Annotated in this window: 18 protein-coding genes and 1 pseudogene; 13 read left to right on the top strand and 6 right to left on the bottom strand. The window is 60.6% G+C overall.

What is annotated here, in order from left to right:
* Positions 1-53: 53 nt before the first annotated feature.
* Positions 54-941 carry a BKACE family enzyme gene (locus ACW9HX_RS05570; protein WP_011336296.1) on the bottom strand — a complete coding sequence of 296 codons (888 nt, stop codon included), beginning with the start codon at positions 939-941 and terminating at the stop codon, positions 54-56.
* A gap of 118 nt (positions 942-1,059) precedes the next feature.
* Positions 1,060-2,004 carry a choline ABC transporter substrate-binding protein gene (locus ACW9HX_RS05565; RefSeq protein ID WP_457379801.1) on the bottom strand — a complete coding sequence of 315 codons (945 nt, stop codon included), beginning with the start codon at positions 2,002-2,004 and terminating at the stop codon, positions 1,060-1,062.
* 192 nt (positions 2,005-2,196) lie between these two features.
* Here ACW9HX_RS05565 and ACW9HX_RS05560 point away from each other — a divergent pair, with 192 nt between their 5' ends.
* Both ACW9HX_RS05560 and ACW9HX_RS05555 read left to right on the top strand, forming a co-directional pair.
* Positions 2,197-3,141, top strand: a complete 945-nt coding sequence (locus ACW9HX_RS05560; RefSeq protein ID WP_457379800.1) for a GlxA family transcriptional regulator — start codon at positions 2,197-2,199, stop codon at positions 3,139-3,141.
* A 68-nt stretch (positions 3,142-3,209) separates the two neighbouring features.
* Positions 3,210-4,382 (top strand): hypothetical protein, encoded by a 1,173-nt coding sequence (locus tag ACW9HX_RS05555; RefSeq protein ID WP_457379799.1) that lies wholly within the window; start codon positions 3,210-3,212, stop codon positions 4,380-4,382.
* Here ACW9HX_RS05555 and ACW9HX_RS05550 read toward each other — a convergent pair whose 3' ends face one another.
* The 3 genes and pseudogenes from ACW9HX_RS05550 to ACW9HX_RS05540 all read right to left on the bottom strand — a co-directional run bounded on the left by ACW9HX_RS05550 (position 4,383) and on the right by ACW9HX_RS05540 (position 5,468).
* A complete protein-coding gene (locus tag ACW9HX_RS05550) occupies positions 4,383-4,799 on the bottom strand; it encodes a DUF3010 family protein (protein WP_457379798.1) in 417 nt (138 codons plus the stop codon).
* A 32-nt stretch (positions 4,800-4,831) separates the two neighbouring features.
* Positions 4,832-5,050 (bottom strand): annotated as a pseudogene (locus ACW9HX_RS05545) (helix-turn-helix domain-containing protein); the annotation flags it as partial.
* Positions 5,051-5,066: 16 nt separating this feature from the next.
* Complete coding sequence (locus ACW9HX_RS05540) at positions 5,067-5,468, bottom strand: lysozyme inhibitor LprI family protein (protein ID WP_457379797.1); 402 nt, start codon at positions 5,466-5,468, stop codon at positions 5,067-5,069.
* A gap of 234 nt (positions 5,469-5,702) precedes the next feature.
* Here ACW9HX_RS05540 and ACW9HX_RS05535 point away from each other — a divergent pair, with 234 nt between their 5' ends.
* The 10 genes from ACW9HX_RS05535 to ACW9HX_RS05490 all read left to right on the top strand — a co-directional run bounded on the left by ACW9HX_RS05535 (position 5,703) and on the right by ACW9HX_RS05490 (position 23,247).
* Positions 5,703-6,680, top strand: a complete 978-nt coding sequence (locus ACW9HX_RS05535) for a dipeptidase (protein WP_007959776.1) — start codon at positions 5,703-5,705, stop codon at positions 6,678-6,680.
* A 77-nt stretch (positions 6,681-6,757) separates the two neighbouring features.
* Complete coding sequence (locus ACW9HX_RS05530; protein ID WP_007926354.1) at positions 6,758-7,288, top strand: DUF5943 domain-containing protein; 531 nt, start codon at positions 6,758-6,760, stop codon at positions 7,286-7,288.
* 15 nt (positions 7,289-7,303) lie between these two features.
* Positions 7,304-9,364, top strand: coding sequence for a dimethylglycine demethylation protein DgcA (gene dgcA / locus ACW9HX_RS05525; RefSeq protein ID WP_007959780.1), 2,061 nt, complete (start codon positions 7,304-7,306; stop codon positions 9,362-9,364).
* 162 nt (positions 9,365-9,526) lie between these two features.
* The gene (gene dgcB / locus ACW9HX_RS05520) at positions 9,527-11,476 is read left to right on the top strand and encodes a dimethylglycine demethylation protein DgcB (protein WP_457379796.1); all 1,950 of its coding nucleotides are present in this window, start codon (positions 9,527-9,529) and stop codon (positions 11,474-11,476) included.
* Positions 11,476-12,696 carry an electron transfer flavoprotein subunit alpha gene (etfA, locus tag ACW9HX_RS05515; RefSeq protein WP_114885994.1) on the top strand — a complete coding sequence of 407 codons (1,221 nt, stop codon included), beginning with the start codon at positions 11,476-11,478 and terminating at the stop codon, positions 12,694-12,696. Before dgcB ends, etfA begins: the two co-directional genes overlap by 1 nt.
* Before the next feature lie 9 nt (positions 12,697-12,705).
* A complete protein-coding gene (gene etfB / locus ACW9HX_RS05510; RefSeq protein ID WP_457379795.1) occupies positions 12,706-13,476 on the top strand; it encodes an electron transfer flavoprotein subunit beta in 771 nt (256 codons plus the stop codon).
* Positions 13,477-14,673: 1,197 nt separating this feature from the next.
* Positions 14,674-18,126, top strand: a complete 3,453-nt coding sequence (locus tag ACW9HX_RS05505) for an alpha/beta fold hydrolase (RefSeq protein WP_457379794.1) — start codon at positions 14,674-14,676, stop codon at positions 18,124-18,126.
* A 165-nt stretch (positions 18,127-18,291) separates the two neighbouring features.
* Positions 18,292-20,160 carry a c-type cytochrome gene (locus ACW9HX_RS05500; protein WP_457379793.1) on the top strand — a complete coding sequence of 623 codons (1,869 nt, stop codon included), beginning with the start codon at positions 18,292-18,294 and terminating at the stop codon, positions 20,158-20,160.
* Between the two features lie 25 nt (positions 20,161-20,185).
* Complete coding sequence (locus ACW9HX_RS05495; protein WP_457379792.1) at positions 20,186-21,430, top strand: metallophosphoesterase family protein; 1,245 nt, start codon at positions 20,186-20,188, stop codon at positions 21,428-21,430.
* Between the two features lie 146 nt (positions 21,431-21,576).
* Positions 21,577-23,247: a hypothetical protein gene (locus tag ACW9HX_RS05490; protein ID WP_457379791.1), complete on the top strand. Its 1,671-nt coding sequence runs from the start codon at positions 21,577-21,579 to the stop codon at positions 23,245-23,247.
* A 63-nt stretch (positions 23,248-23,310) separates the two neighbouring features.
* Here ACW9HX_RS05490 and gbcA read toward each other — a convergent pair whose 3' ends face one another.
* On the bottom strand, positions 23,311-24,603 hold the full coding sequence (gene gbcA, locus ACW9HX_RS05485) for a glycine-betaine demethylase subunit GbcA (protein ID WP_457379790.1): 1,293 nt from the start codon (positions 24,601-24,603) through the stop codon (positions 23,311-23,313).
* Positions 24,604-24,904: 301 nt separating this feature from the next.
* Here gbcA and gbcB point away from each other — a divergent pair, with 301 nt between their 5' ends.
* On the top strand, positions 24,905-26,005 hold the full coding sequence (gbcB, locus tag ACW9HX_RS05480) for a glycine-betaine demethylase subunit GbcB (protein WP_457379789.1): 1,101 nt from the start codon (positions 24,905-24,907) through the stop codon (positions 26,003-26,005).
* Positions 26,006-26,172 lie beyond the last annotated feature (167 nt).

Here is a 26,172-nt window from a genome sequence, read left to right as displayed (position 1 = left end):
AGGCAAAAAAACGGTGGGCGTCAATGGCCCGCCCACCGGGGGAAAGGGTGATTTCAGCCGCGCTGGGTCAGGCCCATCTTCTTGCGACCTTCAGCCGGGGTCAGCACGCGGGCGCCGAGGCGGCTGAGGATCTCGCTGGCGCGTTCGACCAGTTGGCCGTTGGTCGCGAGCACGCCTTTGTCCAGCCACAGGTTGTCTTCCAGACCGACCCGCACGTTGCCGCCGAGCAGCACCGCTTGCGCGGCCATCGGCATCTGCATCCGGCCGATGCCGAAACCCGCCCACACCGCGTCGGCCGGCAAGTTGTCGACCATGGCTTTCATGGTGGTGGTGTCGGCTGGCGCGCCCCACGGGATGCCCAGGCACAGCTGGAACAGCGGGTTGTCGAGCAGGCCTTCCTTGATCATCTGTTTGGCGAACCACAGGTGACCGGTGTCGAAAATCTCCAGCTCCGCCTTCACGCCCAGCTCGGTTATGCGCTTGGCGCCGGCCCGCAGTTGCGCAGGGGTGGAGACGTAAATGGTGTCGCCGTCGCCGAAGTTCAGGGTGCCGCAATCCAGAGTGCAGATTTCCGGCAGCAGTTCTTCAACGTGGGCCAGACGTGTGAGCGGGCCGACCAGATCGGTGTTCGGGCCGAACTCCATCGGGTTCTCCCCCGGGCCGATTTCCAGGTCGCCACCCATGCCGGCGGTGAGGTTGACGATGATGTCGACGTCGGCTTCGCGGATGCGCTCCATGACTTCGCGGTACAGCGCCACGTCACGGCTGAACTTGCCGGTCTGCGGGTCACGGACGTGGCAGTGCACGACCGTGGCGCCGGCCTTGGCGGCTTCGACGGCGGCTGCTGCGATCTGTTTCGGGGTGACCGGCACGTGAGGGCTCTTGGCGGTCGTGTCGCCAGCACCGGTGAGTGCGCAGGTGATGATGACGTCGTGGTTCATGGTGCATTTTCCTTCAGGCGTGATGGGTCTGTTCGCAGCCCGTGGCGGGCTGCGAAACGTCGGTCGGTTCCCTCTCCCTCCGGGAGAGGGTTAGGGTGAGGGGCTTTTCAATCGAGGTTTATTTGCTGGTGAGCTGGAGGTTTTCAGCCGCCGGTTTGCCATCGAAGGTGGTCACGCCTTCGAGCCAGCGCTGTTTGTCCTGCGGGTGATCCTTGAGCCATTGTTTGGCCGATTCGAAAGCGTCCTTGTGATCGAGCAGCGGCTGCATCATCCGGCTCTCGTCTTCGGCGGTGAACGTCAGGTTGCTCAGCAGGCGACCGACGTTCGGGCATTGTTCGGCGTATTTCGGCGCGGTGACGGTCCATACGGTGGCCATGCCTTCGTTCGGGCCGAGGGCGTCGTCGCTGCCGGTCAGGTAGGTCATTTGCACGTTGACGTTCATCGGGTGCGGCGCCCAGCCGAAGAACACCACGGCTTCCTTGCGGCGCACGGCGCGATCGACAGCGGCGAGCATGCCGGCCTCGCTGGATTCCACGAGCTGAAACTTGCCGAGGCCGAACTGGTTCTTGGCGATCATCGCCTTGATCTGAGTGTTGGCCCCCGAGCCTGGCTCGATGCCGTAGATCTTGCCGCCCAGCTCCTTCTCGAACTTGGCGATGTCGGCGAAGGTTTTCAGACCCTTGTCCGCCAGATAGGTCGGCACGGCGAGGGTGGCGCGGGCGTCCTTGAGGCTCGGGGCCTGGAGGACTTTGACCTGATTGGCGTCGACGAACGGGGTGATGGTCTGGGTCATCAGCGGGTTCCAGTAGCCGAGGAACAGATCCAGACGCTGGTCGCGGATCCCGGCGAAGACGATTTGCTGGGAGGCGCTGGTCTGTTTGGTGCTGTAGCCGAGGCCGTCGAGCAGAACCTGGGCCATGGCGCTGGTGGCGATCACGTCGGTCCAGTTCACGACGCCCATGCGCACGTTCTGGCACGAGGCAGGTTCGGCCGCCATGACACTGGCGCTTAAAAACGCGGTACCACTGAGTGCGAGAACACAGCTGCTGATCAGTCGTTTCATGTCGGGTTCCTCGGCAGGTCGTTATTGTGGGTTCCGGTGTCTGATGCGCCGGTGATGCCAAGTTACGCAGCTGCTCCCCGCTGAAAACGCACTGCGGCGACCAGCTCTTGCACTGCAGCGACCTGTGCTCTTGAATGCCGCCGACAACTGGCGTATCAACGTTGCACGCTACCCGCGATTCGAGTGCGCGCCATGTCCCAGGATTTCTACTTTCTGTTGATGCCGGGTTTTTCCGCCATCGGTTTCATCTCTGCGATCGAACCGCTGCGGGTGGCCAACCGCTTTCGCGGCGAGCTGTACCGTTGGCACGTATTGAGTGCCGATGGCGGGGCGGTGCTGGCGAGTAACGGGATGTCGGTCAACGCCGATGCGGCGCTGGAGCCGCTGAAGAAAGGGGCGACGCTGTTGGTGGTCGCCGGTTTCGAACCGCTGAAGTTCGCCACCCCGGCGCTGGGGCACTGGCTGCGACGGCTGGACAACGAAGGCGTGACCCTCGGCGCTATCGACACCGGCAGCTTCGTCCTCGCCGAGGCGGGCCTGCTCGATGGCCATCGCCTGACCCTGCACTGGGAAGCCATCGACGCCTTCAAGGAGTCTTATCCACAGCTCAGCGTCACCCAGGAGCTGTTCGAGATCGACCGTCGGCGCATCACTTCTGCCGGCGGCACCGCCTCCATCGACCTGATGCTCGACCTGATCGCCCAGGCCCACGGCCCGCAACTGGCGATCCAGGTCAGCGAGCAATTTGTATTGGGGCGGATTCGCCCGCGCAAGGACCACCAGCGCATGGAAGTCGCCACGCGCTACGGCATCAGCAACAAGAAACTGGTGCATGTGATCGGCGAGATGGAGCAGCACAGCGAACCGCCGCTGACCACCCTGGAACTGGCGGAATCGATCAAGGTGACGCGGCGGCAACTGGAGCGCCTGTTCCGCCTGCACCTGAACGACACACCAAGCAATTTCTATCTGCGCTTGCGACTGGAAAAGGCCCGGCAACTGTTGCGCCAGACCGACATGAGCGTGCTGGAAGTCAGCATCGCCTGCGGGTTTGAATCACCGTCGTATTTCACCCGCAGCTACCGGGCGAAGTTTGCCCGGTGTCCACGAGAGGACCGGAGACGGGAGGCCGTTTGACGGACGATTATAGTTAATTATACTTGGTGGTATAAATTACAGTCGTTTGAATAATTGAGTGTAAAACCATGTCCCGAAACAACGGCTTCGTTTTCCGCCGCCCTGCTCTGGCCCGCAGCGTTGCCGATGGTCTGGTGGGAGCAGGTCTGCAGGATTTCACCTCAGGCCTTTTTCTGGCAGCACCGCGTCGCACAGGCAAAAGTACCTTCCTGCGGGAGGATCTGATCCCGGAATGCCAGTCTCGAGGCTGGCTGGCGGTTTACGTCGACCTGTGGGCCGACAAGGAAAAAGACCCTGCTGATTTGATCGCCAGTGCCATTGCAGGTGCGTTGGTCCCCTTTGAAAAGGGCATCCGCAAACTGGCAAAGAACATCGGAATCGAAAAACTCAGCTTTCTGCGTACCTTGTCCTGGGATTTCACCAAGCCGCAGCTGCCGGCGGGCGCGACCCTGACTCAAGCGCTGGAACTGCTTCACAGCGCCGCCGAAAAACCCGTGGTGCTGGTGATCGACGAGGCCCAGCACGCCCTCACCACCGCAGCGGGCATCAACGCGATGTTTGCCCTGAAGGCTGCACGGGATCAACTCAACCAGGGACGTGAAGGCGAGGGCAGCGGTTTGCATCTGGTGTTCACCGGTTCCAATCGCGACAAACTCGCCCACCTGGTGCTGGGCAAGAGCCAACCGTTCTTCGGCTCGAGCATCACGCCCTTTCCGTTGTTGGGAAAAGAGTTCACCCAGGCGTACACCTTGCACCTCAACGCCCATCTGGCCGAGACCAACCAGTTCAGTGCTGCCGATATCGACGACGCCTTTGAATTGGTGGGACGACGCCCGGAAATGTTGCGCACCATCATTGGTGAAGTGGCACTGGAGCTGGGCGAGGCCAGTAATCTGGGCCAACTGCTGCAGAGCCGTGCCGAATTGTTGCGCGCAGGCGTGTGGACCGAGTTCGAGAGCGCCTGGAACAACCTGACAATTCCTCAGCGCGCCGTGCTGGAAGTGATGGTGGAGCGCTCACGAAACAACGAGCCATTTGCGCCGTTCACCGACAGCACGCTCATGGCGGTCAGCAAGGCGCTGGAAAATCTGGGCAGCGACGTGGTGCCGGGCACCCAGACCATTCAGGCCTGTATCGATGCCCTGCGGGACAAGGAGCTGGTGTGGAAGTCGAGCCGTGGTGGCTATGCGCTGGAAGACAAGTCCTTCGGCGACTGGCTGAGCGCGCGTAAAGCAGGCTAGTTACTTCTTCATCAATGCCGAGCACGCTGCCTTGTAGGCTTCATGCTGATACTTGTTCAGCGTCCCCGGCAGCTCGAAATTGTGCTTTTTGGCCTGGGCATTGATCGTCTGCGGCGACAGCAGCGTCACCTCACAAGCGTCCAGCAACTGAAACACACACTCGATCTTGAACGTGGTCGGCCCACCGGCAAACTCACCCTTTTTGCTGCGCTTCTTGATCGCGATGCGATCAATCGAGTTCTCGCGCACAAACGACGCCACCTGAGCCGCGAACAGCTTCACGTTGGCCGCCTCGTCGTCATCGTCCAGCGTGATTTTCTTGGTGCTCAGTGCGACATGGCTCAGCACCGAACCGTTGAGGGACGCCACGGCGATGATCGCTTCACTGCCTTTGATTTCGATACCGCAGATGTTCATGTGAATCCCTTGATTGGCTGATGAGGTGCAGCTTACAGCTCAAGCTGGTTGGCGGTGATGCCAAATGCCGCTGCAATCTTCTCGCGAGTGGCCTTGCGCGGCTTCGCAACGGTTTCCTGCTGGGCAAAAGCCGGCTGCGAAATGCCCATGCGCTTCGCCACTTCTTCCTGGGTCAGGTTGAGATGTTCGCGCCAGGCGCGAACCGGGAGGGCGCCATCAACGATGCGGCTAACGACATCGTGGGGAATCATGCTTTCCATCTTTGACTTATTCCTGCCCAATCGACTCCAAAAACTCCGACCGCTCGTCACTCATCCGCGCCACGCAATCATTCTGCGCAATCTTGAACGCCTTGCTGCCGTCCGTCGCCGGGAAGGCTTCGACGGCGCAGTCGGCGTCGCGGGTTTTCAGCCATTGTTGCTGGGCGGTCTTGAGTTTGGTGGTGATGTCGGCCAGTTGCGCAGGGTTCTTGCCGTAGGTCGATTGCATGCGCTCGTTCAGGCTTTTGAAGTTGTCCTGGAGCAGGTCTTCGGCGGTGGTGCGGCTGTAGGTCGAGCATTCCAGGGTCTGGACGTCGTTTTCCACCGCGTCGCACGGGTTGTTGTCGGACTCTTCGGCGGCGTGTACGCCGGTCGCAATCAGTGCCAAAGCCAGGAAGATCGATTTCATTGATGTCGCCGCTCTAATCCAGTGGTGTATCCAAGATGCGGCAGATTCTGGCTCAAGCTTGCGGGCTTGAACAGGTGGCTGGTCGGACCGGTTGGCGACCCTTTGTCGCGGATTGACGCTTTCGGCAATTCCCCTGTCGTTTTTGCACCCGGCTGGTCGCGCACCGAGGCATATGCTGGCCCCAAAGCGCCGGCAGACGATTCGGCGCATGAATCGCCAATAAGGGGACGCCTGATGAGCCCAGCCGAATTACACGCCGACAGCATCGTTATCGACGGTCTGATCATTGCCAAATGGAACCGCGAGCTGTTCGAAGACATGCGCAAGGGCGGTCTGACGGCGGCCAACTGCACTGTGTCGGTGTGGGAGGGCTTTCAGGCCACGGTCAACAATATCGCTGCCAGCCAGAAGCTGATCCGCGAAAACAGCGACCTGGTGATCCCCGTCCGCACCACCGCCGACATCCGCAAGGCCAAGGAGCAGGGCAAGACCGGCATCCTCTTCGGCTTCCAGAACGCCCATGCGTTCGAAGACCAGATCGGCTACGTCGAGGTGTTCAAGCAGCTCGGCGTCGGCATCGTGCAGATGTGCTACAACACCCAGAACCTGGTGGGCACCGGTTGCTACGAGCGTGACGGCGGCCTGTCGGGCTTCGGTCGCGAAATCGTTGCCGAGATGAACCGTGTCGGCGTCATGTGCGACCTGTCCCACGTCGGCTCCAAGACTTCCGAGGAAGTCATCCTCGAATCGAAAAAACCGGTCTGCTATTCCCACTGCCTGCCGTCGGGGCTGAAAGAGCACCCGCGCAACAAGTCCGATGAAGAGCTTAAGTTTATTGCTGACCACGGCGGTTTCGTCGGCGTGACCATGTTCGCGCCGTTCCTGGCCAAGGGCATCGATTCGACCATCGACGATTACGCCGAAGCCATCGAATACACCATGAATATCGTGGGCGAAGACGCCATCGGCATCGGTACCGACTTCACTCAGGGTCACGGCCAGGACTTCTTCGAATACCTGACCCACGACAAGGGCTACGCCCGCCGTCTGACCAACTTCGGCAAGATCATCAACCCGCTGGGCATCCGCACCGTCGGCGAGTTCCCGAACCTCACCGAAACCCTGCTCAAGCGCGGCCACTCCGAGCGAGTCGTGCGCAAGATCATGGGCGAGAACTGGGTCAACGTCCTGAAAGACGTCTGGGGCGAATAAGCCGCCGCTTCCCGAATACTTTCCCCCGGCCGTCCGCGCCGGGGGCAACACCCAAATTTTTCTGGAGTTAAGTTTCCATGGCCAAGATCGCCCCGCAATTGCCAATCGAAGTCGACAGCGAGACCGGTGTCTGGACCTCCGACGCCCTGCCGATGCTGTACGTGCCGCGCCACTTCTTCGTCAACAACCACATGGGCATCGAGGAAGTGCTGGGCGCCGACGCCTATGCCGAGATCCTCTACAAGGCCGGCTACAAATCCGCCTGGCACTGGTGTGAAAAAGAAGCCGAATGCCACGGCCTGGAAGGCGTCGCGGTGTTCGAGCACTACATGAAGCGCCTGTCGCAGCGCGGCTGGGGCCTGTTCAAGATCCAGGACATCGACCTCGACAAGGGCACCGCCAGCGTCAAGCTCGAACACTCGGCGTTCGTCTACGTCTACGGCAAGGTCGGGCGCAAGGTCGACTACATGTTCACCGGCTGGTTTGCCGGCGCGATGGATCAGATCCTCGCCGCGCGCGGCAGCAAGATCCGCACTGTGGCCGAGCAGGTCTACGGTGGCTCCGAAGAAGGCCACGATGACGGCCTGTTCACCGTCAAGCCGTTGTAAGTCGAGGAACCCGCCATGGCTTTCGAAGCAATGTTCCAGCCGATCCAGATCGGCAAACTGACCATCCGCAACCGCGTGCTCAGCACCGCGCACGCCGAGGTCTACGCGACCGACGGCGGCATGACCACCGAACGGTACGTCAAGTATTACGAAGAGAAAGCCAAGGGCGGCATCGGCCTGGCGATCTGTGGCGGTTCGTCCGTGGTGGCGATCGACAGCCCGCAGCAATGGTGGAGTTCGGTGAACCTGTCCACCGACCGGATCATCCCGCACTTCCAGAATCTCGCCGACGCCATGCACAAGCATGGCGCCAAGATCATGATCCAGATTACCCACATGGGCCGTCGCTCCCGTTGGGACGGTTTCCACTGGCCGACCCTGATGTCGCCGTCGGGCATCCGCGAACCGGTGCACCGCGCCACCTGCAAGACCATCGAGCCGGAAGAAATCTGGCGGGTGATCGGCAACTACGCGCAAGCGGCGCGCCGTGCCAAGGCCGGTGGTCTGGACGGCGTCGAACTGTCGGCGGTGCACCAGCACATGATCGACCAGTTCTGGAGCCCGCGGGTCAACAAGCGTACCGACGAATGGGGCGGCACCTTTGAAGGCCGGATGAAGTTCGGTCTGGAAGTGTTGAAAGCCGTACGCGCCGAAGTCGGTGACGATTTCTGTGTCGGCATGCGCATCTGCGGTGACGAGTTCCACCCGGACGGTCTGTCCCACGAAGACATGAAGCAGATCGCCAAGTATTACGACGACACCGGCATGCTCGATTTCATCGGCGTCGTCGGCTCGGGTTGCGACACCCACAACACCCTGGCCAACGTGATTCCGAACATGAGTTATCCACCGGAGCCGTTCCTGCACCTGGCGGCCGGGATCAAGGAAGTGGTCAAGGTTCCGGTGCTGCACGCGCAGAACATCAAGGACCCGAACCAGGCCACGCGGATTCTGGAGGGCGGTTACGTCGACATGGTCGGCATGACCCGCGCCCACATCGCCGACCCGCACCTGATCGCCAAGATCAAGATGGGCCAGATCGACCAGATCAAGCAGTGCGTCGGCGCCAACTACTGCATCGACCGTCAGTATCAAGGTCTGGACGTGCTGTGTATCCAGAACGCCGCGACCTCCCGTGAATACATGGGCGTGCCGCACATCATCGAAAAATCCACCGGGCCGAAACGCAAGGTGGTGATCGTCGGTGCCGGTCCGGCGGGGATGGAAGCTGCCCGCGTGGCAGCCGAACGTGGCCACGACGTGACCCTGTTCGAGAAGAAGGAATTCATCGGTGGCCAGATCACCACGGCTTCGAAAGCGCCGCAGCGTGACCAGATCGCCGGCATCACCCGCTGGTTCCAGCTGGAACTGGCGCGACTGAAAGTCGACCTGCGTCTGGGCACTGCAGCGGATGCCGACACCATCATGGATCTGCGTCCGGACATCGTGGTGCTGGCGGTTGGCGGTCACCCGTACCTGGAACAGAACGAACACTGGGGCGCCGCCGAAGGGCTGGTGGTCAGCAGCTGGGACGTGCTTGACGGCAAAGTCGCGCCGGGCAAGAACGTGCTGGTCTACGACACCATTTGCGAGTTCACCGGGATGTCGGTGGCCGACTTCCTCGCCGACAAGGGCAGCCAGGTCGAGATCGTCACCGACGACATCAAGCCGGGCGTGGCCATCGGTGGTACGTCGTTCCCGACTTACTACCGCAGCATGTACCCGAAAGAAGTGATCATGACCGGCGACATGATGCTGGAGAAGGTCTACCGCGAAGGCGACAAGCTCGTCGCCGTGCTGGAGAACGAATACACCGGCGCCAAAGAGGAGCGAGTGGTGGATCAGGTGGTGGTCGAGAACGGCGTGCGCCCGGACGAAGAAATCTACTACGCCCTCAAGGACGGCTCGCGCAACAAGGGCCAGATCGATGTCGAGGCGCTGTTCGCGATCCAGCCGCAACCTTCGTTGAGCAGCAACGGCGACGGTTACCTGCTGTTCCGCATCGGTGACTGCGTGGCGCAGCGTAATACACACGCCGCCATCTACGACGCCCTGCGCCTCTGCAAGGATTTCTAAAAGCTTGCACAAGACCCTGTGGGAGCGGGCTTGCCCGCGATAGCGGTGGGTCAGTCGATGAATATGTGACTGACAGAATGCATTCGCGGGCAAGCCCGCTCCCACAGTGACCGAGTAAGGCATCTCGACCTGCAAGACCCGAGGTCTTTGGGAGCAACACCTATGTTGAACACCCTTCTTCCAATCCTGTTGTTCGCAGCCCTGGCCCTCGCGGTGCTGGGGGCGTTGCGGCGGGTGGCCATGTGGCGCCGGGGCCGGGCCTCGAAGGTCGATCTGATCGGCGGCCTGTTCGCCATGCCCAAGCGTTACATGGTCGATCTGCACCACGTGGTGGCGCGGGACAAATACATCGCCAACACCCACGTCGCCACGGCGGGCGGGGCGGTGGCGTCGATCGTGCTGGCGATTCTGGTCCACGGTTTCGGCCTGCATAACCGCCTCCTCGGCTATGCGTTGCTGCTGATGACGGCGGTGATGTTCGTCGGGGCAATCTTCGTTTATCGGCGTCGGCTCAACCCGCCGTCACGGCTGTCGAAAGGCCCGTGGATGCGGCTGCCGAAAAGCCTGCTGGCGTTCTCGGCCTCGTTCTTCCTGGTGACCTTGCCGGTGGCCGGGATCCTGCCGGAGAACTTCGGTGGCTGGGTGCTCGCAGCGATTCTCGGGATCGGCGTGCTGTGGGGCGTGTCGGAGCTGTTCTTCGGCATGACCTGGGGCGGCCCGATGAAGCACGCCTTCGCCGGTGCGTTGCACCTGGCCTGGCACCGTCGCGCCGAACGTTTTGGTGGTGGTCGTTCCACCGGTTTGAAACCGCTGGACCTGAATGATCCGACCGCGCCGCTGGGTGTGGAAAAACCCAAGGATTTCACCTGGAACCAGTTGCTCGGTTTCGATGCCTGCGTGCAGTGCGGCAAGTGCGAAGCCGCGTGCCCGGCGTTCGCCGCCGGCCAGCCGTTGAATCCGAAAAAGCTGATTCAGGACATGGTCGTCGGCCTCGCCGGCGGCACCGATGCCAAGTTCGCCGGCAGCCCTTATCCCGGCAAACCGATCGGCGAACACAGCGGCAATCCGCATCAACCGATCGTCAACGGTCTGGTGGATGCCGAAACCCTGTGGTCGTGCACCACTTGCCGCGCCTGCGTCGAGGAATGCCCGATGATGATCGAGCACGTCGATGCCATCGTCGACATGCGCCGTCACCTGACCCTGGAAAAAGGCGCGACCCCGAACAAGGGCGCCGAAGTCCTGGAAAACCTGATTGCCACCGACAACCCTGGCGGTTTCGCCCCGGGCGGGCGGATGAACTGGGCGGCGGACCTGAACCTCAACCTGCTCAGCGAAAAGCAGTCCACCGACGTGCTGTTCTGGGTCGGCGACGGCGCCTTCGACATGCGCAACCAGCGCACCCTGCGTGCTTTCGTCAAAGTGCTGAAAGCGGCCAAAGTCGACTTCGCGGTGCTCGGACTCGAAGAGCGCGACAGCGGTGACGTGGCCCGACGTCTGGGTGATGAAGCGACTTTCCAGTTGCTCGCCAAGCGCAATATCCAGACCCTGGCCAAATACAGCTTCAACCGCATCGTCACCTGCGATCCGCACAGCTTCCACGTGCTGAAAAACGAGTACGGCGCGTTCGATGGCAACTACCTCGTGCAGCACCACAGCACTTATATGGCGGAAATCATCCAGGCCGGAGCGCTGAACCTCGGTCAGCACAAAGGCAACAGCGTGACCTATCACGATCCGTGCTACCTCGGCCGCTATAACGGCGAGTACGAGGCGCCGCGTGAAGTGCTGCGCGCCCTCGGTATCGAGATCAAGGAAATGCAACGTTCCGGCTTCCGCTCTCGCTGCTGCGGCGGTGGTGGCGGGGCGCCGATCACCGACATTCCGGGCAAGCAGCGGATCCCCGACATGCGCATGGAAGACATCCGCGAGACCGGTGCCGAACTGGTGGCCGTGGGTTGTCCACAGTGCACGGCGATGCTCGAAGGCGTGGTCGAACCGCGTCCCCTGATCAAGGACATCGCCGAGCTGGTGGCCGATGCGCTGCTTGAAGACGCCGCGCCGAACAAGCCTGCCACTCCGGCCAAACGTGAACCTGCGGAGGCCCACTGATGAGCGACATTATCCGCCGCGACCCCCGCGCCGAATGGATCGCACGCAACCGCCTGCACCCGCTGCACGCGGCCATGCAACCGGCGCAACACAGCTGGATGGGCCCCAACGGGATCATTCGCAAGAACCTGCACGGCATCGGCTTCATCGGACCGAACGGCATCAAGCGCATTGACCGCAGCGGCGCCCAGCAGGGCGGGGCGGTCAAACGCTCGGCAGCGGTCGAAGTGCAATTGCCGCTGCACCAGGTGCCGGCCCCGGCGTTCTATATCAGCGTGGTGCCGGACATGGTCGGCGGCCGCCTGAGCAGCCACGACCGCGACTTGCTTGGCCTGGCCCATCAACTGGCCGGCAGCGACGGCGCGGTGCTGGCCGTGGTGTTCGGCGAGCACAAGGAAAACGCTTTCGCCACGGCGGGCGTTGACCGCTTGCTGGTGCTGGAAGGCGAAGAATTCAGCGGTTATGCACCGGAGCAACGGATCCAGGGCCTGCGGGCTGTGGATAACCAATTCAACCCGCGTCACTGGCTGCTGCCAGACAGTCGCAGCGGTGGCGGTGAACTCGGTCGGCGCTTTGCCGCTGCATTGGGCGAGCGCCCGGCCACACGGGTGTGGCAGGTCAAGGATCAGGAGTGCATCGGCCGCGCCGGTGCAGGCTTGCAGGATCTTGCCCGTCCGGTCGCACGGCTGATTCTGGCGTCCGCCGAATGCGCCGAACCGGTCAGCGAAACCCGTCACGAAGCGCTGCCGGTGGAGTTATCCACACCCGTGGCGCGCAGCTTGTCGCGGATCGAGGATCTGGGTGCCGTAGCGGTGGACCCGGCGGCGATTCCGATGGCGGAAGCCGAGTTCATTTTCTCCGGCGGCAACGGGGTCAAGGACTGGGAGCTTTTCCACAGGACCGCCGCCGCCCTTGGTGCCACCGAAGGCGCCTCGCGGGTGGCCGTGGACGACGGCTTCATGACCCGCGACCGCCAGGTCGGCGCGTCCGGCACCTGGGTTACGGCACGGGTTTACGTGGCCGTGGGGATTTCCGGGGCGATCCAGCACCTGCAAGGCATCGGTGCCTGCGACAAGGTGGTGGCGATCAACCTCGATCCGGGTTGCGACATGATCAAGCGCGCCGATCTGTCGGTGATCGGCGAAAGCGCAGAAATTCTTCAGGCCTTGATCGCAGCGGTAGAGGCTTACCGCAACGAAGCCAAGCGCGATGCGGCTTAAGGAACGGTTATGAGCACAAAGATCATCAGTCTGGTTTCAATCGGCGCCCACCCGACCTCCGGCCGCCCGCGCCGCGCCGAACAGGACGCCCGTGCGGTGGAACTCGGTCTGCAACTGGCGGGGGATAACCTGCAAGTGCTGCATGCCGGGGACATTGGCGAACCTGCTCTGCGCGCTTATCTGGGCATGGGACTTACACAGATGCATGTGCTGGAACAACCGGCTGGCGCCGACGCGTTGCCGGCGTTGACCGACTATCTGCGTGATGCCGGTGCCCAGGTCGTGTTGACCGGCAGCCAGGCGGAAACCGGCGAAGGCTCGGGGATGCTGCCGTTCCTGCTGGCCGAAGGCCTGGGCTGGCCGCTGGTGGTGGGGTTGGCGCAGGTCGAGTCGATCAACGACGGTTCGGCGCTGGTGTTGCAGGCGTTGCCCCGTGGGCAGCGGCGCCGGTTGAAGGTTCGCTTGCCGTTTCTGGCGACTGTGGATAACGCCGCGCCCAAACCTCGGCAAAGCGCTTACGGGCCGGCGCGGCGTGGCGTTCTTCAGGCAAAAGATGTGGAAGTGGTGGATGACGAATTGCTTGCGGTGTCGACCCTGCAACCGGCCAAGCCCCGGCCGAAACGGTTGAAAGTGATCAAGGCCAAGAGCGGGGCGGACCGGATGAAGGCGGCGACGGCCAAGGCGAGTGGGGGTGGGGGGCAGGTGCTTAAAGGTGTGACGGCGCAGGCTGGTGCGGAAGCGATTTTGAAGTTGCTGATTGAAGAAGGTGTTGTCCGCTAAAAGCCAAAGCCCCTCACCCTGGCCCTCTCCCAAGGGGAGAGGGGACTGACCGAGTTGGGCCGGCCTCTTACATCGACCTGCGACTTCAGCGGTGACCTTGGTTCGCCAAGCATCAATCGCATTGTCTTGCCGCAGTTTGATCAAACCAGAGGTCACTGTGATCGTTCAGGTCGATGTATCCCGCAAGATCACCACCGTAGGCTCCCTCTCCCCCCGGGAGAGGGCTGGGGTGAGGGAGGGCTGTTTACCCACAATCCCTGTTAACCACTCTGTGGATAACATGTTCGCCCCTCTCCGAACCCCATACCAATCAAGCCCTCCAGCCCTAAGATCAAAAAACAACCAGCCTAACTCGCGGTTTTTTCTGAGTTTTTCCCCAGGACAACTCCCCAACTTGCCCCCAATCTCTGTTGGCGCTTCTGTGGATAAGATGTTCGCTATCCGCTGCAAGCCATGTAAAACGTGGCTTACGAGGGCTTGATCAAAAAACGATCATTTCAGCGTTTCAACCCACCGATCCACTCGAAAACCAAGATTTATCAAGGCCTCCAGCGCTTTTCCACAGCATCCGCCAAGTTACCCCCGAACTCTGTTGGCGCTTCTGTGGATAAGGTGTTCGCCATCCTCTGAAAGCCATGTATTCCGTGCTCTTCAGGGTGTTGATCAAAAAACAGACAATCGTCACCGGAAACCCTGCTTCTGGATAAGTCACGGTATTTCTTCACAAAACCGTCGATATTTTTCCGGGTCATCCACAGTTGTCCCCATTTGCTGTGGGTGGCTATGTGGATAACTTGTTCGCCAAACCCTGCAAGCCCCGCCGGCTATAGTCCAAACGGCAATTGATCAGATTTCATACAGTTCTAAGAGCTTGCCTTGACTTCAATCCGGCCGCTGTCTTCACTCCAATGGCACAAGGATCGCCGTCACTTATCCACATCTGGTTCAGGGAGAACGCGTGATGGATACCCAGCCACATCGCTCACCCCTCAATCCCCGCATGCTCCGCGCGCAGTCGGCTCCGACGCCGCGCAAACGCACCTTGCGTCGTGCCGCCAATCAGCACGCACGTCTCTAGCGAGTCGATATCGCCCACATCGCTGTACTGCCGCCGAAACCGGAGGCCAGGTGCCCGTTCGCCCATTGATTGCAGGCAACCGCAGAGTTGCCCCATCTGCCTGAGAGAGGAACCACCTCATGACACGGATCGCAACGCCCATCAGCGAAATCAAAGAACACTACGACGTGATCGTCATCGGCTCCGGGTATGGCGGCGGTATTGCCGCTTCGCGCTTGTCCCGGGCCGGCAAAAAGGTGTGTCTGCTGGAACGCGGTCGGGAAATCCAGCCCGGTGAATATCCCAACACCATGATCGCCGCGACTGAAGAGTTGCAGGTACACGATCCGGACGGCCATATCGGCTCGCGCACCGGGTTGTTCGATCTGCACGTCAACGCGCAGCAGAACGTAGTGATCGGCTGTGGCCTGGGTGGCACGTCGCTGATCAACGCCAACGTTTCTCTGGAGCCCGAACCCGGAGTGTTCGACGACCCGCGCTGGCCACAGGAGGTGCGCGAACACCGCGACACCCTGCTCAAGGAAGGCTATGCGCGAGCCCGGGAAATGCTCAAACCCAACCCTTACCCCAATACCGCGCCGAATTTGCCCAAGCTCGACGCCAACAAAAAATCCGCGGATTTCCTCAAACAAGGCGCGCATTTTTACAAGCCGCCGATCAATGTGACCTTCGACAAACTGCCGAACAACCTCAACCACGTGGGTGTCGAGCAACTGCCGTGCAACCACTGCGGCGACTGCGTTTCGGGCTGTAACAACAAGGCCAAGAACACCACGCTGATGAACTATTTGCCGGACGCCACCAATCACGGCGCGGAAATTTTCTGCCAGGCCCAGGTGCGGCATCTGGAGCGTGACGGCAATGGCTGGATCGTGCACTTTCAATACCTGGACAGTGGTCGCGAGAAGTTCGACGCGCCGACGCTGTTCGTGAAAGCCGACATCGTCGTGGTGTCCGCCGGCACCCTCGGTTCCACCGAAATTCTGCTGCGTTCGCGGGACAAGGGCCTTTCAATGTCCGGGCAGCTCGGCGAGAACATGAGCGGCAACGGCGACATCCTCGGCTTCGGCCACAACTGCGAGCAGACCATCAACGGCATCGGTTTCGGCACGCACCCGGCCAAGGAAATGAAACCGGTCGGCCCGTGCATCACCTCGATCATCGACATGCGCACCGAAGGCGACTGGCGCAGTCGCATGGTCATCGAGGAAGGCTCCATTCCCGGCGCCCTCGGGCGGCCGATGGTGCCGGCGATGGCCGGGTTCGCCGAGATGATCGGCGTACCCACCGACGACAGTTTCAGCGGCAAAGTGAAGTACAAGGAGCGCGAGGCCGAAAGCTTCCTGCGCGGCCCGTACTATGGCGCGCTGCACAACATGCAGACGTACCTGATCATGAGCCACGACAGCGGCCAGGGGCGCATGGTCCTCGACAACAAGGATCAACTGCGCATCGACTGGCCGGGCGTCGGCGAGCAGGAAAACTTCAAGATCGGCAACGAACGCCTGCACCAGAGCACCAAGGCACTGGGCGGGATCTGGGTTGAAAACCCGATCTGGACCAAGCTGCTCAAGCACAGCATCGTCTCGGTGCATCCGCTGGGCGGTTGCGTGATGGGTGAAGACGCCGCGCAGGGTGTGGTCAACCACAAGGGCCAGGTGTTCAGTGGCGCCAGTGGCACCGATGTCTACGCCAACCTGTACGTGACCGACGGTGCGGTGATTCCGACCTCATTGGCGGTCAATCCGCTGCTGACCATCTCCGCCGTCAGCGAGCGCAACATGGGCCTGCTGGCGGCCGACCGGGGCTGGAAGATCGACTACACGCTGCCGTCGGCGCCGCGTAAACAGACCGCGCCGCCAACCCTTGGCGTGCAGTTCACCGAAACCATGAAGGGCTACTTCTCCCGGGCCTTCACCGCCGCGCAGAGCACTGATCTCAAGGTCTACGAAGCAGCGGCCAAACGCGGCGAGGCAGACAACTCGCCGATCGACTTCACCCTGACCATCACCGCCAACGACCTCAACCGGATGATCAAGGAGCCGGAGCACGCGGCAACCATCGTCGGTACGGTGATCGCCCCGGCTCTGTCGCCAGAACCGCTGACCGCCAGCAACGGCGTGTTCAACCTGTTTGAACAATTCGAGCAGCAGGTCGATACGCGCCACATGAAATACGACATGAAACTGACCGCCGAGGATGGCAGCGACTATTTCTTCAGCGCGTTCAAAACCGTGCCGGAAGACAACGGCGTGCTGAACATCTGGCATGACACCAGCACCCTTTACGTGACGTTGTATAGGGGACCGGACAAGACGGGCGAGGTGATCGGCTCCGGGGTGATGCACATCAAACCGGCAGATTTCGCCAAACAGATGACCACCATGAAAGTCCTCAATGCGCGCAACGAGCGTGAGCGCATCGAAGGGCTGGCGCGGTTCGGCAAGTTCTTCGCCGGGATCCTCTGGGAGAGTTACGGCGGGGTGTTTGCAGGGGATAAGTATTTCAATCCCGATGCGCCGCCACGTTTGAAACGGCCGCTGGATGCGCCGACACCCGCCGTGCATTTCTTCTCCACCGAAGATGGCGTGCAGTTGCGCCTGACCCGCTATCAGGCCGGCAGCAAAGGCCCGGTGATGCTGGTGCATGGATTGGGTGTGGGCTCGAACATCTTTTCCACCGATACGATCCAGACCAACCTTCTCGAATTTCTGTGCAAGCACGACTACGACGTTTGGCTGCTGGATTTCCGCGTGAGCATCCTGCTGCCGGCGAGCAAGAAGGAATGGAACGGCGACCAGATCGCCCAGTACGACTTCAAAGCCGCCATCGGGCAAATCCAGCAGCAGACCGGCGCGAAGGACGTGCAATGCGTGGTGCATTGCTATGGCGCGACGACGTTCTTCATGTCGTTGCTCGCCGGTTTGCAGGGCGTGCGTTCGGTGGTCTGCTCGCAGATTGCCGCCGACACGGTGGTGGCGACCGCAACGGGGCTGAAGGCCGGGTTGCATCTGCCGGGCATGCTCGATGCGATTGGCGTGAAGTCGATGACGGCCTACGCCGACAGCAAGGAAAACTGGTTCAACAAACTCTACGACAAGGCCCTCAACGGCTACGCGCGGATCGAGGCCCAGGGGTATTGCACCAACCCGGTGTGTCACCGCATCACCTTCATGTATGCCTCGCTTTACCGCCACGACACTCTCAACGAGACGCTGCATGACAACCTGCACGAGCTGTTCGGCGAGTCGAACATCGAGACCTTCGAGCACCTGGCGCTGATCGTGCGCAAAGGGCATCTGGTGGATTTCAAGGGTAACGATGTGTACATGCCGCACTTCGACCGGTTGACCATGCCGATCTGCTTCATCAGCGGCGCGGAAAACCAGTGCTACTTGCCGGAGAGTACGCTCAAGACCTATCAGAAGGTTTGCGAGAAGCATGGGCCGGAGCGCTACAGCCGGCATGTGGTGCCGGGCTACGGCCACATCGATTGCATGTTCGGCAAGAACGCGGTGGTCGATGTGTATCCGATCATCCTTGAACACCTGGAGAAGACGGCCCTCGGTTGATCTCGGATCGAGTCGTCCGCTTCGCGAGCAAGCCCGCTCCCACAGGGTTTTGTGCCCGTCACAAAATCAGCAGACACCCCCCAGTCCAATGTGGGAGCGGGCTTGCTCGCGAAGGCGGCAGGTCAGGCAATACATCTCTCGGGTTTGCACAAGGAAATGGATGACATGGACAGCTACATCCGCTGGTTTCAACGTTTCATTTGGCTCGGCATTGCAATGAACATGGTGTTCGCGATCCCGGCGCTGTTCGCGCCGGGGTTGCTGACATCAGTGGTCGGCCTGCCGCCGCAACTCTCCGACCCGTGGCTGGAAAACGCCGGGATGCTGCTGGTGGGCATCAGCGTGTTCTATATGCCGTCGGGCTTCAACGCGCCGCGCTACGTGGTGCATTCCTGGTTGTGTGTACTGACGCGGCTGATCGCCGTGGCGTTCTGGATCTACCTGATCAACACCAGCAGCCAGGGCTCGGTGTTCGTCCCGATGCTGATGGGCGACCTGAGTTTTTTCCTGATCCTCGGCATCCTGCTGTATCTCGGCACCACCCCTGAAAATCGACCATTGGCGCTGCTCTGTGACGGCTGGCGCGAATGGCGGGCGGCGTGGGCGCGGCATTGGCAGAGCCACGCGTTCAAGGTCGGCACGCTGGTCGTGGTCGCTTTGCTCGGGTTCATCGGCTACGAGACCTGGTATCAGATGTTGCGCGTGGTGCCGGAGCAGGAATATGCGTCCGACGAAGATCACTACAAGTACGCCGCCATTGGCCTGGGCATCGAAGCGCGGATCCCGTATTACCTGTTCTCCGTACTGCCGCAGATGTGTCCTGAGAAAATGCCGAAACCCGGCGGCTGGGAAGTCTTCGGTTTCCTGTTCGAGAACGGCAAGGACCTGCCGATCGGCATGGCCAAGCGGCAGATCGGCTACCCGACCGTCGAGCCGAACTGCGCGCTGTGCCACACCGGCTCCTACCGGGCGAATGCCAGCGATGTCGCCGTGAATGTGCCGAGCGCACCGGCCAACACCCTGCAACTGCAAGCCTTCCAGTGGTTCGCCTACGATTGCGCCAGCGACCCGAAATTCACCACCGACGCGGTGATGGCGGCGATCAACAGCAAGTTCCAGCTCGGCTTTTTCGAGCGGATCTACAACCGCTATTTGATCATCCCGATGGCCAAGACCGCGCTGCTCAAGCAGAAACAGGCCTACGCCTGGCAGAAGCTGCGGCCGCCACAGGGGCCGGGGCGTACCGACACCTTCAACCCGACGAAAATGGTGGTGTTCGGCTTCCCGGATGACTCGACCATCGGCACCGTCGACCTGCCACAAGTGTGGAACCAGAAACCCCGGGAATCGATGTACCTGCACTGGGACGGCAATAACAACAAGATCCACGAGCGCAACTACGCCGCTGCCATGGCCGTGGGCGCGACGCCGGAATCGGTACTGCCGCCGAGTTTCAACCGGGTGACCAACTGGCTGCTCGGGCACAAGGCGCCGGCGTGGCCATGGGCACTGGATCAGGCCAAGGTCGCCCGGGGCAAACCGATCTGGGAAACCAATTGCGCCGGTTGCCACGACTTCGGTCGCGCCGACACCGGGCAGGTCACCACCAACATCGACCAGCTCGGCACCGATCCACATCGGCTGGACTCGTTCACCACCGGGCTGGTGGCGGCGTTCCATACCTTCAAGAAACCGCCGTTCGATTTTGGCGCCTACCGCAAGACCCAGAGCTACAGCAACACGCCCACCGACGGGATCTGGCTGCGTGCGCCGTACCTGCACAACGGTTCGGTGCCGACCTTGTGGGATTTGCTGCAGCCGCCGGAAAAGCGTCCGCAGGTGTTCGTCACCGGCTCCGATGTCTATGACCCGGTCAACGTCGGTTTCGTGACCAGCGGCGCACAGGCCAAAGCCTCGGCGGACTTCAAGTACGACACGCGCCTGGAGGGCAATCACAACACCGGTCACTTGTATGGCACGACGCTGTCGGACGACGACAAGCGCGCGCTGATCGAATTCATGAAAACCCTGTGAACCCTTACGGATAGAGGATTACGCCATGTCAGCGGTCAGTCATCTGAAGCATGAATACGACAAGGTAAAGGTGCGTCTGCACGGCCTGTTCACGCGAGTGGAAATGGCCTGGATGAAGCTCATCAGCGAACTGGATCCCGAGGAGTTCCAGGCCATCATCAAGTTGCTTCAGCGCGGTCACGATCAGGCGCAGTACGTGCTCAAGCACGGCGAGTTGCCGGACGATGAGCCGGCGGTGCCGTGGGAGCTGTCCCACGGTTTGTCGATCCTGCGCATCGGCAACGCGACGCCGTTACCGCAATCACCCGATCAATTGCAGACCACGGTACTCAAGGACGGCACGCTGTTGGGATGTCGCAAGTGGGAGCTGCTGGATCTGTTGTGGAGCGAGGCGCTGCTCAAGTGGATCGAAAACCTGCGTCATCACGCGAGCTTCGGCACTGATCCTGCGCTGGTGCAAATGGACCGCAAAGTGACGCTGGCAATTGCCGGCGACTGGGGCACCGGGCCGTTCAACAGCCATGCGCCAGCGGTGTCGGTGGCCAACCAGATGCAACTGGCCAATGCCGATTTCACCATTCACTTGGGGGATGTCTATTACGCCGGTACACATTCCCAGGAAGACACCGACATGGCCGGCTGGCCGATGGGCACCCACGGCTCGTTCACCCTCAACTCCAATCACGAGATGTACAGCGGCGCCCATGGTTATTTCAAGGAACTGGCCGCGCGTTTTCCGGGGCAGCAGGGCACCAGCTACTTTGCCCTGATCAATGATGACTGGCTGATCGTCGGGCTGGACACCGCGTATGCCTCTGACGTGATGAACCTGTACATGGACGGCACCCTGAACAAGCCGCAGATCGAGTGGATGAAAGGTCTGCCGAAACGCAAAAAAATCATGGTGCTCAGCCACCATCAGGGCTTCGACATTACCGGCCACAACAAGACCGCGCTGTATCAACCGGTGTGCGACGCGCTGGGGCGCGAGCCGGATTACTGGTACTGGGGGCATCTGCACAACGGCATCGTCTACGCGCCCCAGGGCGGTTTGCACGCACGATGTGCCGGGCACGGGGCGATTCCCTATGGCACCACCAGCGAGCTGAACGGGCATTCGCGGGTACTGTTTTCGGAGACGAAAGATGCGAAGGATCCGGACTATCCGCTGCGGGTATTGAATGGGTACGCGAAAATTCAGCTGGACGGGGAAAATATCGTCGAAGAGTTTATCGCCGAGAACGGAGAAGTTCGCTGGCGATCAATTTAGTGTATTTAACTAAAGTGCGCCCTGGTGGGCGCACTTTTGTTTTTCCAACTGATAACAACATTCGGAACTACATAATCGATATACGGATCGTTTAATTTTTCGGTTAATAAGTTGCCGGCAGTCATTCGGTTGTCGGGACTTGTATCATGGAAGATTTAACGATGTTTACTATCAAGAAAACAGTATTGTTGCTGGGGTTGTTGAGTGCCCAGGTTGGTTCGTTGTCCTTAGTGTCCGCTGCTGAAACGGCGCCGGGTATCAATAACTTCGAGAAACCTTTTAACGAATATTCGTGGGTAACGGCTCACAATGGTTATCTGGATGACATGCGCACACAGCTCAACCGGGGCGTCCGTGGTTTCATGCTGGACTTGCACCCCGGTACTTCGGGTGGTGAGGCAGATGCTTATCTGTGCCATACCCCGAAAGATCCAGGTGCTTGCAATGTCAGCACTAACACGAAGTTTGCCGATGCACTGAACAACGTGTTCCTGCCTTTCCTGCGCGGCAACCCCAACGCCGTGGTGACGCTGTTGCTGGAAACCCGCGTGGAAAGGGCCAGCCTGACTCGCGCGATCAGTCAGGTACCGGGTCTGGCGGACTGGGTATTTGATCCAGCGGCCCATAAGAACTCGGCCACCTGGCCGACCCTGGAGCAAATGATCGGCAGCGGCAAGCGTCTGGTGATCCTTACTGACCGACACGACGGCGAGTATCCGGTCAATGGCAAAACCGTCAATGTCCTGCTTGATAACAAGTGGGAAAGCCAGAACTACTGGGACTTGGGCATTACTTCGCTCAAGCATGACTGGAGCTGTCCATCGCGCTGGACGAATTATTATCCGACGGTAGCGGCGAGCGGATTTGAAAAATGGCCACGGCTGTTCGTGATGAACCAGTTTCATTCCTGGGGTGCAACGGCGGCGCACGCAGGCGACATGGATAACAACCTGACGTGGCTCGAGCGTCGGGTCGACAACCATTGCGCAAGCGCGTTGGGCAAGCGCACGGCACCGAGCTTCCTGACGATTGACTTCAACCAGACCGGTGATGCGTTCCCCTATGCGGCAGCGCTGACCCAGGGTGGTTTCTACTTTTATGAGAAAAACCGCGCCGATAGAACCGGCGACACTGTCTGCGTGATTCCGGCGGGGCAGAATCTTGATTTCAGCTTGCCTGCACGGGGCTGTGAGAACGATGAAGCGCGCTCGCTTGAGTTGCGCGGGATCGCCAAAGGTACGCGTCTCAGTGTTTATGACTCGCCCGGCGGCAATACAAGTGATGATTACACCTTTGTTGATGTGAAGCGTGATATCGGGATCAATGAGTCAGTAAAGCTCGACAGTTTCGAGGCTAACTTTGAAAGCGCCGATATCAAAGTAACCCATGTTCGTAATAACGGTCTGGATGGAAAGATCTCGCGTATTTCGATAGGTAAAACGCCGGCGCCAGGAGACTTCCGTGACGCGAGCGTGGTGTTCTACGAGGGGAATTCCGCCACTCAGAATGTTGTGTGTACGGTGAACCTTGCGACTACCCGGACATTCAACTTCGGCGGTGACTGTGATAACGATGAAGCGCGCTCCGCGAAGGTTCTTAAAGCCAAGGCAGGCTCCAGTTTCATGGTCTATGGAAATAAAGATGTGAATGAAAACCAGGGCTACGCACGGGTTGATTTTATAAGCGACATTACTACGCCGGTGGTCATTGGCAGCTTCGAAAGGAGCTATGACGCGGGTGCCTACCGCGTTATTCGAGGTGGTCCGAGCAATACTCTGGATGGCAAGGTTTCGAGCATGAGAATCATGGCGAAGTAAGGCATGAAAAAAGAAACCCGCAGCGTCGGACGACGTCTGCGGGTTTTGCTGAACGGCGCGGGCTTAACCCTGAACAGGGACGCCTTTCAGGTAGGGCGCAGGCTCGGCACCGAGGTTGCTCAGCATCCGCTCGCTGTACCAGTCCACGAAGTTGACCACACCGAACTCATAGGTCTTGGAGTATGGGCCTGGCTGGTACGCCGTGGAGTTGATCCCGCGCTGGTTCTCTTCGGCCAGACGGCGGTCCTGGTCGTTGGTCGCGTCCCACACCTTGCGCATGCGCTCGACGTCGTAGTCCACGCCTTCGACGGCATCCTTGTGAACGATCCACTTGGTGGTGACCATGGTTTCCTGGGCGCTGATCGGCCACACCGTGAACACGATGATGTGGTCGCCCATGCAGTGGTTCCACGAGTGCGGCAGGTGCAGGATGCGCATCGAGCCCAGGTCCGGGTTCTTGATCCGGCCCATCAGTTTGGCGCAGCCCTGTTTGCCGTCCATGGTCATCGAGACGGTGCCCTTGAGCAGCGGCATGCGCACGATGCGGTTGCGCAGGCCGAAACTGGCGTGGGCATAAGGGATTTTTTCGGCTTCCCACGCGGCAGCAGAAGCGGCGACGTGATCCTTGAACGCCTGGTCGGCGCGCGGGTCGGTGACGTCGTCCCACTCCAGCAGGGTTTTCAGCAATTCCGGGTGCGAGCCGTTGCAGTGGTAGCACTCGCGGTTGTTTTCCAGCACCAGTTTCCAGTTGGCCTTTTCCATCAAGGTGGTGGTAATCGCCACCTTGGTGTTCTCCATGTCGTACGGTTCCATGTAGTGGTTCAGCGTCGACAGGAAGTCATCGATGGCTGGTGGGTTCTCCGCCAGGCTGATGAAGATGTAGCCGCCGGCGGTCTTCACGTTCACTGGTTTGAGGCCGTACTGCTTCATGTCGAAGTCGGCGCCCATTTCAGTGCCGGCGAACAGCAGGCGACCGTCCAGCTCATACGTCCACTGGTGGTAATGGCAGACCAGTTTGGCGACCTTGCCCTTGTCGCTGGTGCACAGGCGCGAACCACGGTGGCGGCAGACGTTGTGGAACGCGTGCACGACGCCCTCTGCGCCACGAATGACGATGATCGGGTTTTTGCCGATCTGCAGGGTGATGTAGTTGCCCTTGGCCGGGATCTCGCAGGTCATGCCGGCGATCAACCACTCTTTCTGGAAGATCTCCTGCATGTCGATATCGAACAGGCGCTCATCGCTGTAGAACGGTTGCGGCAGCGAATAGGTGCGCTCGCGCTCCTGCAGCATTTGTGCGGTGGCCTTGCGTGCGGGTTCCAGCGGGTCGCCCAGGCTGATTTTTGCGGTGTCCATCGATGTGATCCTCTGGGCCATTCTGTGTGGCCGGTGAAAAGTGGCTAATCCGGGTCTGCTGCTAAATAGAGGTGCAACGCAAGGTGTAAAGGAATCGTCTTTGTGTGAGGCGAGTGTGGGGCCGGCGCAGGCGAGAACCTTATCCATGGGCGACATGGTGCAATCTGTTCCCGACGCGCAACCCCCGGTGGTTGGGGGCTGGTCGCGATAAGTATGTCAATGTCGCGGATAGGTAAACGGGCCGTCTGCGCTATACGCAGAATCGCCACATGAAGGCCGACAGTCGGCCGTGGAGAACAGCATGTCGAACAGCTTCCTGAATCCGGTCACCACCCAGACCTGGGCCAATGGCCGACACATCGTCCGTTGCGTCAAAGTCATCCAGGAAACCTGGGATGTGCGCACCTTCTGCTTCATGGCCGACCAGCCGATCCTGTTCTTCTTCAAGCCCGGGCAGTTCGTGACCCTGGAGCTGGAAATCGACGGCCAGCCGATCATGCGCTCCTACACGATCTCCAGCTCGCCTTCGGTGCCGTACAGCTTTTCGGTGACCATCAAGCGGGTGCCGGGGGGCAAGGTGTCCAACTGGCTGCACGACACGTTGCACGAAGGCCAGGAGCTGGCGGTGCACGGGCCGGTCGGGCTGTTCAACGCTATCGATTTCCCGAGCCCGAAAGTGCTGTACCTGAGCGGTGGCGTCGGCATCACCCCGGTGATGTCCATGGCGCGCTGGTTCTACGACACCAACGGCAACGTCGACATGACGTTTATCCACAGTGCCCGCTCGCCGAAAGACATCATTTATCACCGTGAGCTGGAGCACATGGCGTCGCGGATCGACAACTTCAGCCTGCACCTGATCTGCGAGAAACACGGGCTGGGCGAGCCGTGGGCCGGTTATCGCGGTTACCTCAACCACAAAATGCTGGAACTGATGGTGCCGGACTTCCTCGAGCGCGAAGTGTTCTGCTGCGGCCCGACGCCGTACATGACCGCGGTCAAGCGCCTGCTGGAAAACGCCGGCTACGACATGAAGCGCTATCACGAGGAATCCTTCGGCGCCACGCCACCGGAGGCCCGTGCCGATGCGGTGGAACAGGCCGAACAGGCGGCGGAAGCACCGGAAGTGCCGGCAGCGGATCTGCACCTGGTGGAATTCACCTCATCGGACAAGAGCATCCGCGTTGCGCCGGGCGAGACCGTGCATGCGGCGGCTGCCAAGGTCGGCCTGATGATCCCGAAAGCCTGCGGCATGGGGATCTGCGGGACGTGCAAGGTGCTCAAGCTCGGCGGCGAGGTGGAGATGGATCACAACGGCGGGATTACCGAGGATGATGAGGCGGAGGGGTACATTCTTTCTTGCTGCAGTGTGCCGAAGGGGGATGTTCGGATCGACTACTGATCGGAGGTGGGGCAGCCCCCTGCGCCAGGCTTGCCCCTCACCCCAGCCCTCTCCCGGAGGGAGAGGGAGCTGACCGAGGTGTCTTGCGCTATACATCGACCTGATGAAACGTGGCGATTATGGATTCGGCAAAGCAGATTCAGGTCGGCGTATTTCTTGAGCATCCC

The organism is Pseudomonas sp. SDO52101_S400, from assembly GCF_054071635.1.
Note: the sequence above shows the minus strand (reverse complement) of the source record. Positions and strands in the feature narration are given on the sequence as shown.